The sequence below is a fragment of the Chthoniobacter sp. genome (assembly GCF_040003245.1).
Classification (GTDB): Bacteria; Verrucomicrobiota; Verrucomicrobiia; order Chthoniobacterales; family Chthoniobacteraceae; genus Chthoniobacter.
Map to the genome: position 1 here is coordinate 1 of NZ_JBDUCX010000285.1, position 7,989 is coordinate 7,989.

A 7,989-nucleotide genomic window follows, 5' to 3' on the forward strand; every position below is an offset into this window, starting at 1 on the left:
GCGAGACTGCCGACCTCTCCGCCGTCTATGACGACAAGAAGCGCAAGGCCGAGAAAGTCTCCGGCCTCATCCGCATCCTAAACCGCTACAAGTTCACCATCGTCGAGAACACTCCGATCGATCAGGAAATCGCACTCGACCCGGAGCTCCTCGGCAAAGTCTTCGAGAACCTCCTCGCCTCCTACAACGAAGAAACCAAAACCACCGCCCGCAAGCTAACCGGCTCCTTCTACACCCCGCGCCCCATCGTGGACAACATGGTGGACGGTTCGCTGAAGGCCCACCTCACCCGCGTCCTCGTGGAAAAGACCCGCATGAAGGAACCCGACGCCCGCGCCGGGCTCGACCTCCTCTTCGCCTATACCGAGAAAGAGCACACCTTCACCCCCGCCGAAGTCGCCTGCCTCATCGCCGCCATCGACGCGCTGAAAATCCTCGACCCCGCATGCGGCTCCGGGGCGTTCCCGATGGGCGTCCTCCACAAGCTCGTCTATATCCTCGGCAAGCTTGATCCCGACAACGACCGCTGGAAGCAGACCCAGCTCGCCAAGCTCGACTCCGCCCCCATGCGCGAGCAGCTCGAAGCCGCCTTCGCCGACAACGCCGACGACTACGGCCGCAAGCTCTACCTCATCGAAAACTGCCTCTACGGCGTGGACATCCAGCCCATCGCCATCCAGATCACCAAGCTCCGTTTCTTTATCTCCCTCGTCTGCGATCAAAAGACCAACCGCAACAAGAAGGACAACCACGGCATCCTCCCGCTGCCCAATCTGGAAACCAAGTTCGTCGCCGCCGATACCCTCATCGGCCTGCCAATCCCCGAGCCGGATCTTTTCGTCAAAGCGCTGATCGAACCAATCGAAAAAGAAATCGAAGCTGCTTACCACAGTCACTTTGCAATCCAGCGTCGCGACCAAAAGCTAGCTCTTCAGAAGAAGATCAAATCCCTGCGCCAAAAGCTGGCGGATACGCTCATCAACGAGTTGGGTGCAAAGAAGAATTCCGAGATTACGAAGAAGGCCCAACACGTCGCCGCTTGGGATCCCTTCGACCCGCAAGCCTCCGCCGACTTCTTCGATCCCCACTGGATGTTTGGCAGATCGTTAGCCGATGGCTTTGATATCGTCATCGGCAATCCGCCGTATGTTTTTGGAGGCAACATCGGTATCTCGGCAAAAGACAAGAAGCGATACAAAGACTTATATGTCTCCGGCGCTGGGAAAACGAACCTTTTTGTCATCTTCATTGAACGAGGGGCGCAACTTCTGGGCGATAAAGGGCTGCTCTCTTACATCCTCCCGAACACTTTGCTGAGAGTGACCTCTTACGATCCGACAAGAAGGCTTATACTTAATAAGTATCGCATTGAGGAAATTCTTGACCTTGACGTTGGCGTGTTTGACCAAGTCACGGCGTCGACGATCGCGATTCGCATCCGAGCATCAGCGCCTGAAGCCGAATGGAAAACAATCATTAGGCATGGCTTAGAAGACAGTAGTGAAAAGCGCTGCAAACAAGCGGACTGGAAAATTAAAGGGGGAATTATTGACATATTCTCTACCGAAAGGGATCGAGAGATTCTCGACCTGATAGAGATGGGAAGTAAGCCGCTGGGAGACCTGTGTCATCGCATCAGGTTTGGTGTAGTGATCTCCGGCAACTTGCCGGAGGTTGTCAGCAATGAACGACACGGGAGCCGATGGAAGCCATTTCTTGAGGGTGACGAGATTGGGCCGTATTCGATAAATTACCGAGGCCGGTTTCTAAATTACGACGAATCACTCCTGCACCGCAGCCGGACGCCGGACGTGTTCGAGTGCCGGAAGATCATGATTCAGAGGATCACGGGTGGCCAAACTCCGCTCAAGGCAGCATTGGACGACGATTGGTTCTACAACAAAGAGTCGATTCTGAACCTCATCTTAAATGAGCCGCACACGGACATGTATGGCTTCATCTTGGCCCTGATCAATTCCAAGACGGCAAACTGGTTTTACAGAAAGAGATTCACAAATGACTCCAAACTCACAGTGAATCTCTCGAAGGAATATGTGGGGCAGATTCCGGTCAAGACGCCGGCGGCGGACAAACTATTATTGTTCGAACATCTGGCGCGATTGATTATGTATGCGAAACGCACGAACCAACCGGTTGCTGGGCGGTTCCTCGAAGACCTCATCGACGCTTGCGTGATGGAGTGCTACTTCCGAGAGCACATGGCAGAGCGCGACCTGCTCTTCCAGGACACCGTGGCCCCGCACCTCACCGCCTGTAATCCAGCGGCCAGTGACGCGCAGCGGCTCGACTTCCTCACCCACGTGCATGCGACCCTCAACGCCCCCAGCCACCCCGTCCGAAATCGCCTCATCCGCCTTAGCGCCGACAGCCCGGACTTGCTGGCTATCATCAAGCAGGAGGGCCGAGTATGAAGTCCCGACTCCACCGCCTCGAAATCCGGAACTTCAAAGCCTTCCGCGAATTCGCCCTCAATCTCGAAGGCCGCCATCTCCTCGTTTATGGGGCCAACGGTGCCGGCAAATCGTCTCTCTACTGGGCGCTTTATACTTTTCTCCAAAGCGCCCGGAAGGCGACGCCCGACGTTGCCAAATACTTTGATCCGTCTCACCCACTGCGGCTGCTGAACACCTACGAAGAGGCTGAGGCAAACCCAAAGCCGGGGGAGATCGTCCTGACCTTACGCGACACCGCGACTCAAATCGATACCACCTATCCGATTAGCCAGGCGAATCACGGAACTCGCCAGCAGCCCGCCATTCTCAAGGGCGATCTGGCCAGCGACTTCATCACCTATCGTTTCTTCTTTGGCTTTTCTCATTTCCGTAATTCAGAGAAGTTCAATCTCTGGCCGCTTTTCGAGAAGGAAATCCTCCCATTCTGCGTCTCGACCGGGGGACAAGTTCCTTCGGACTGCTGGAATTCCATCAAGTCGGGTGTTCCCAATCCTTCTGCCTACAAAGGACTGGCGGGAACCTACGCCTACGACCGTTTTATCGCAGACACGAATACCTTCGCCGGAATCCTGCCGGGTATTGTGGGCAGCATCAGCACGGAAGCGCAGAAGTTCTACGACAAACACTTTTCCGCCGGCGACCCAGCGCCGATCACGCTCAAGCTGGGCGTTACCACCCCGCCGTCATACCACTTCGACTCCCGCACTTTCACAATTCCGGTAATCGAATTCGGAATACAAGTTCCAGGCAGAGACATCACTCGCCCGCAAAGCTTTTTGAATGAAGCGAAACTTACTCAACTTGCGCTCTCCGTCCGCTTCGCCGCCTCCCTCGTCAACCTGCATGACTCCGATCTGAAGCTTCTAGTCCTCGACGATCTTCTCGTCAGTCTCGACATGAGTAACCGGATGAAAGTAGTTGAAATCCTTCTTTCCAGCACCTTCGCCAACTACCAGAAGATTATCCTGACTCACGATTTTGGATTCTTCCGGGAGTTCGCCCGCACTGTTGGTGTTCGACACGCCGATTGGATGATCGTCAGATTGGAGGGAATTCCTTCCACAACTATTACCTGTAAGCCGGAGAAGACCGACCTTCAAAAAGCGGAAGACTATCTGCACGGTCACAACCTCGATGAAGCTGCGGTATGCCTGCGCAAAGTGGTTGAAGATACCGTCGTGCGTTACCTCAAGCCGGAAGTCGTTCCTACCAAGGATTACGTCACGCTCACGAATCACCTCCGAGCGGCTCGTAACAAGTTGCTAGAGAAACTTCCGACGCAGCTCTACTACAAAATACTCAACGAAACGCCCACTGCCCTTCGAGGACACTTGATCGCCGTAGTTGATGACGACGTAGATGGTATCGCCGGGCTCAGTCAGGGGGATCGAGACACCTTAAAGGCTCAGCGTGGTAAACTGCGAACATTGCTGACCAACAATCAGTGGATGGCAATTGAGAACGCTGAACTAATCGAGGAAGTGCTCAGGACCAACGAGCGCGTGCTTAATGCGGGCGCGCACGTCGGCCAGAATCCCCTCTACACAGCCGAAGTGCAGAAGGCCGTCGATCTCATCGGCAAACTGGAAAAATGCCTTGCTTAGCCCAAACGCCGCGTTTGCGAGGCCGGGGGCAAGCCATCTTGACGCCTGATAGAAAAGCAGTGGAAAACCCAGCCGGGAACCGCTAATTATGCCTGCTGCCGACAAGCCACCGCTCAAATACTCCTGCGCTCCGTTTGCTTCCCGGAATTGACCGCGAAGGCAAAATATTTCTCTCTGCGACAGCTTCGCCTGTTCCTCGTGCAGCACGACATGCCCGCTCCGTCCACCACGCTTCTGCGTTACCTGCACGAAGCGATGGGTGAAGGTGTCATTCACAGTGCTGGGCGCGGCTGGTATTCGTCGTTGACGAAGCCTTTCGTCCTCGACGCCACGCCCGTGAAACCGCTGGCCGACGCGCTGACTAAGGCTTTTCCGCTCATCGCCTTCTCCTGCTGGTCCACCGCGCAGGTGAAGGGCGCGATGCACCACCTTCTCAGTCGATTCGTGACCTTTGTGAATGTGGAGGTGGACGCGATGGAAAGCGTCTTCGAGCATCTGCGTGACGCGGGCTGGGACGCCTGGCTGAACCCGCGTGGGGCGGAGGCGGCGCGCTTCGCCGTGCGCGAGCGGACGGTAGTAGTGCGTCGCGAGAGCCGCAAAAGCCCCTCAAACGAGCCGCTGGCATCCATCGAGAAGCTGCTGGTCGAACTGTGCTTTGAGGCGCGCGACCTGCGGCTGATGGCTCTGTCGGAATTTCACACGATGCTCGGCAACCTGGCCGGAACGCACCGCATCCAGATGGCTCTACTGCTAAGCTATGCCTCCGAGCGGAAGCTGCCGGTAAAGGAGCTTTTGGGAGAAGACAACCAATTAACTCCCCCTTTTTGAAATAGGCGGACTTGATTGATTTTTAGCAAAAGAATGATCGCTGAAGCCTGTTTTTCCGAGGAATGGCAGACTCGCAAGCGTGAGGAGCTTGGCGGATGCGATCCGGTGCTGCTGGAAAAAACCATCCACGCTTTTGCCCCGCTGGACGCATTGACCGCGCGAGGACTGGATTTCGTTTTCAAGGGCGGCACCAGCCTGCTCCTTCGACTCCCGCGCATTCGCCGCCTCTCGATTGACGCCGATATTTTCTGCCAGGAGCCGCCCGAAAAGCTCGACCGCCTGCTTGCCGAAGTGAGCAAGATGCGGCCCTTCAGTGGCATGACGGAGGACGAACGGGGTGACCATCGCGTGCCCGCGCGACGACACCTTAAATTCTCGTACACGCCGCTGGATACAAAGAATCCCGCGCCGTTCGTACTGCTCGATGTAGTGCATGAGCGCAACGTGTATCCGCACGTCGAACGGGTTCCGCTACGGACGGCGTTTGTGGAAGGTGACGGCACGCTGCTCGTCCCGACAATCGAGGGTCTCTTGGGCGACAAGCTCACGGCCTTCGGCCCAAACACTACCGGCGTTGCGCTGAATGAACGCTACACGATGCAGTTCATGAAGCAGGTCTTCGATGTGGGAGAACTATTCGATGCTGCTGGCGATGTGGGAGCCGTCCGTGCTGCCTACGAGCAGGTCTTCGTCGCCGAGAATGGTTATCGCGGCGGGAGGTTCACGGCTGAGCAGGCGTTACAGGACAGCTTTGAAACCGCGTATCGTATCGCCCAAGTCGGCCTCGCAGCAGCTCCGAAAGATGGCCGGTGCGAACTCCTCGATGCCGGTCGAAAGCAACTCGACTCGCACCTCGTTGGAGTAAAGTTCCGCCGCGAAGAGATGAAGACAGCCGCCGCCAAAGCTGCTCTCCTTGCCACCGCCATCCGCGCCGCCAATCCGCCGGATTTCACTGCGCTCCGCTACGATGAATCTAAGCTCGCCAGCCTGAAGGATGCGAAGTTCGACGCCGAATTCTCCGCCATCGGTAAATTGAAAGCAGTCCCAGAAGCGATGTGGCTCTGGGCAGAGGCATTGCGCCTGAGAACCAGCGGGTGATTGTTCGGCCACAAATCATCCAGAAACAATCGGGTATCACGGCGGCGGCAACCTGAGTGTGCTCAAATCGGTCCTGACGGCGCTACCGCCTCACGCTCGCTTCGCTCACGGCGGCGGCGACGTTGCAACCGCGTTTCACGCGTAGCCGCGGCCCCCCGCCTCACGCTCGCTTCGCTCACGGTGTACTGGTTCAGCGTCAATTGGAAGAATGCGGTAAGGGGCTAAGCGAGTCGGCGTGGGTTTGGTGGCGTTTGGTTTTGCGGTTTTCTCTGGCCTGGGAGAGTTTCTGGTCGCGGGCGGCAAAGATGGCCTTTTCTTTGCCGGCAAGTTTGTCAGTGGGGGTGAGGTAACCGATGGCGGAGTGGAGGCGCACGGTGTTGTAGTGCGCCACGAAGTTGGTCACCAAGCGGCGGGCGTCTTCCAGGCAGAGGGGAGTGCCTGGGCGCAGACAGTCGCTTTTGAGGGAGCGATGCCAGCGTTCGATCTTGCCATTGCTTTGGGGATAATAGGGCGCGGTGCGGACATGGCTGAGGCCGGCCACGCGGATGAACTCTTTGAAGTCGCGGGCGATGAACTGCGGACCGTTGTCGGAGATGATTCGGGGCTTGGCCTGCGGGTGGTTTTCCAGGGCGCGCTGGAGGATGATTTCCACGTCGGCCTCGGTCATGCTTTCACGCAGCTCCCAGTGCACCAGAAAGCGCGAGCAACCATCGAGCACCGAGCAGAGATAGAAGAAGGTGCCGGCGAGATTGAGATACGAGATATCGATGTGCCAGTGCTCGTGTGGCTGGAGCGGCTGGGCAAAGCCGGTGCCCTTTTTCGAGGGTTTCGGTTTCCACCCCTCCAGCAGGCCTGCCGCGCGGAGCACACGGTAGGTGCTGGAGGGGCTGACGGCGACCAGGTCGCGGTCGAGCATCATGAAGGTCAGGCGGCGGTAGCCTTCCAGCGGGTAGGCGTGGTGAAAATCGAGGATGGCCTGTTTCTCCCACGCTTCCAGCCAGTGATCGCGCGGGACGAGGGCGTTGTGCTCATTGGCGTGGCCGTAACGCCCCTGCCAATCGTAGTACTTGGAGCGGCCCAGCCCGATCCAGGCGACGAGCTGGAGGGCGGGCAACCCGGTGCGCGGCGCCCAGCGCTGGATAAAATCGATGATCATGTCGCGCGTGTCGTGGGGGACCCAAGTGCCCTTCAAATCTCCCCAAGCTCTTTTTTTAAAACGATGTGCTCGGCCATGATCTCGGCGATGACCTCGTCCTTCTGTCTGAGCTTGGCTTCCAGGCGCTCGATTTTAGCCTCGTCTTTGGAACCCTGAGAGCGGGGCCGCTGGCGCTCAAAAACCGCAGTCCCGTTTTCAAAGAAGGCTTTTTGCCACTGGTAGAATAGGGTCGGATGGATCTGGTGCTTGTCGCACAGATCGGAGACGGGCACGTGTTCGAGGAGGTGTTCGCGCAAGATGGCGACTTTTTGTTCGGGCGTGTATTGGCGGCGAGTTTCCATGGCGAGGGTCCTTTCGGTGGCCCACTCCATAGCCGCTCACTCGCCTTCTTCCAATTCCGGCTGAAGCATTACAACGGCGGCGGCGACTACAGCGCGGTCACCCGCGACTCCATGCAACAGGCCCGCCTCACGCTCGCTTCGCTCACGGCGGCGGCGACCTCCGCGTTGAGTCGCGGCCAAACGAACCGAGCCATCCGCCTCACGCTCGCTTCGCTCACGGCGGCGGCGACAAGCCGCGCCCGGGAGGCTCAATCTGCGCCAGCTTCCGCCTCACGCTCGCTTCGCTCACGGCGGCGGCGACGCGACACAACCACGACGGCCCTGTCTGGTAAGGCGCCGCCTCACGCTCGCTTCGCTCACGGCGGCGGCGACCGGAGGTAGCGTGCGGCAAGGCGATATGGCTCGCGCCGCCTCACGCTCGCTTCGCTCACGGCGGCGGCGACGTCGCGATGGCGATTCCCACAAACGGGTTTTCTCCGCCTCACGCT

General features: G+C 58.0%; 6 protein-coding genes and 1 CRISPR repeat array. Of the genes, 4 read left to right on the plus strand and 2 right to left on the minus strand.

Features of this window, described 5'->3' with window-relative positions; genetic code table 11:
- The 4 genes from ABJF10_RS26960 to ABJF10_RS26975 form a co-directional block, all read left to right on the plus strand.
- The coding region (locus ABJF10_RS26960) for a TaqI-like C-terminal specificity domain-containing protein (protein ID WP_348547724.1) at positions 1–2,432 on the plus strand (2,432 nt) is incomplete at its 5' end.
- A complete protein-coding gene (locus tag ABJF10_RS26965) occupies positions 2,429–4,078 on the plus strand; it encodes an AAA family ATPase (RefSeq protein WP_348547725.1) in 1,650 nt (549 codons plus the stop codon). The genes ABJF10_RS26960 and ABJF10_RS26965, both read left to right, overlap by 4 nt.
- 210 nt (positions 4,079–4,288) lie before the next feature.
- Positions 4,289–4,906, plus strand: a complete 618-nt coding sequence (locus tag ABJF10_RS26970; RefSeq protein ID WP_348547726.1) for a DUF6577 family protein — start codon at positions 4,289–4,291, stop codon at positions 4,904–4,906.
- A gap of 33 nt (positions 4,907–4,939) precedes the next feature.
- Positions 4,940–6,004, plus strand: coding sequence for a nucleotidyl transferase AbiEii/AbiGii toxin family protein (locus tag ABJF10_RS26975; RefSeq protein WP_348547727.1), 1,065 nt, complete (start codon positions 4,940–4,942; stop codon positions 6,002–6,004).
- Positions 6,005–6,200: 196 nt separating this feature from the next.
- Here the strand turns inward: ABJF10_RS26975 and ABJF10_RS26980 are convergent, their stop codons facing one another.
- The gene (locus ABJF10_RS26980; protein WP_348547728.1) at positions 6,201–7,160 is read right to left on the minus strand and encodes an IS3 family transposase; all 960 of its coding nucleotides are present in this window, start codon (positions 7,158–7,160) and stop codon (positions 6,201–6,203) included.
- Positions 7,161–7,192: 32 nt separating this feature from the next.
- The gene (locus ABJF10_RS26985; RefSeq protein WP_348547729.1) at positions 7,193–7,501 is read right to left on the minus strand and encodes a transposase; all 309 of its coding nucleotides are present in this window, start codon (positions 7,499–7,501) and stop codon (positions 7,193–7,195) included.
- Between the two features lie 51 nt (positions 7,502–7,552).
- Positions 7,553–7,944: a CRISPR direct-repeat array (repeat unit 36 nt; unit sequence CCGCCTCACGCTCGCTTCGCTCACGGCGGCGGCGAC).
- The last annotated feature ends 45 nt before the right edge of the window (positions 7,945–7,989 follow it).

Bases quoted from the DNA above. Each gene is read 5' to 3' on its own strand.
- ABJF10_RS26965 (WP_348547725.1), top strand. From the start codon at position 2,429: ATGAAGTCCCGACTCCACCGCCTCGAAATCCGGAACTTCAAAGCCTTC.
- ABJF10_RS26970 (WP_348547726.1), top strand. From the start codon at position 4,289: ATGCCCGCTCCGTCCACCACGCTTCTGCGTTACCTGCACGAAGCGATG.
- ABJF10_RS26975 (WP_348547727.1), top strand. From the start codon at position 4,940: ATGATCGCTGAAGCCTGTTTTTCCGAGGAATGGCAGACTCGCAAGCGT.
- ABJF10_RS26980 (WP_348547728.1), bottom strand. From the start codon at position 7,160: ATGATCATCGATTTTATCCAGCGCTGGGCGCCGCGCACCGGGTTGCCC.
- ABJF10_RS26985 (WP_348547729.1), bottom strand. From the start codon at position 7,501: ATGGAAACTCGCCGCCAATACACGCCCGAACAAAAAGTCGCCATCTTG.